Source organism: Pantoea sp. E956-1 (genome assembly GCF_982223955.1).
On the sequence record NZ_CEUYZP010000049.1, the window covers coordinates 1 to 475 of the forward strand.

Consider the following 475-nt stretch of genomic DNA (forward strand, 5'->3'; position numbering starts at 1 on the left):
CTGTACACGACGCGCTTCGTCACGGGAGTAGGAGTCGCCGGTGAGGCTCGATTGGCAGCCGGTCAGCAACATCGCCATCGTCGAAAAAGAAGCAACCAGCAGAACAGACTTACGCATAGCATCAACTCCAAAAGAACATGTGTTCATTAAACCCCGTGGCCTGGCGCCTGTCACGACACCATCCGGATAAAATTGGCTTCCATTCAGGCTTGGTACAGATGCCCGCGAGCGTCCACTCAAGGTAGCGTCAAATCAGCGATCCTGCGCCATCAGCGTTTATCTCGCTCGGTAGACTGCTCAGGGTGCCAGTCGTTCCAGAATCCACTCGGCGCCCTGGAGGCGGTAGTTGAGGCGATCGTGCAGGCGGCTCGGACGGCCCTGCCAGAACTCGATTCGCTCGGGCAACAAGCGGTAACCACCCCAATGTTCCGGGCAGTGCGGCTGGCTGTCGCTGAAGCGTTGCTCGGTGGCCTTG

1 protein-coding gene is annotated in these 475 nt (G+C 58.7%); it reads right to left on the reverse strand.

What is annotated here, in order from left to right:
- Positions 1-297: 297 nt before the first annotated feature.
- Positions 298-475: pyridoxine 5'-phosphate oxidase C-terminal domain-containing protein (locus AC0T7J_RS25185; RefSeq protein WP_473798460.1), on the reverse strand; the 178-nt coding region annotated here is incomplete at its 5' end.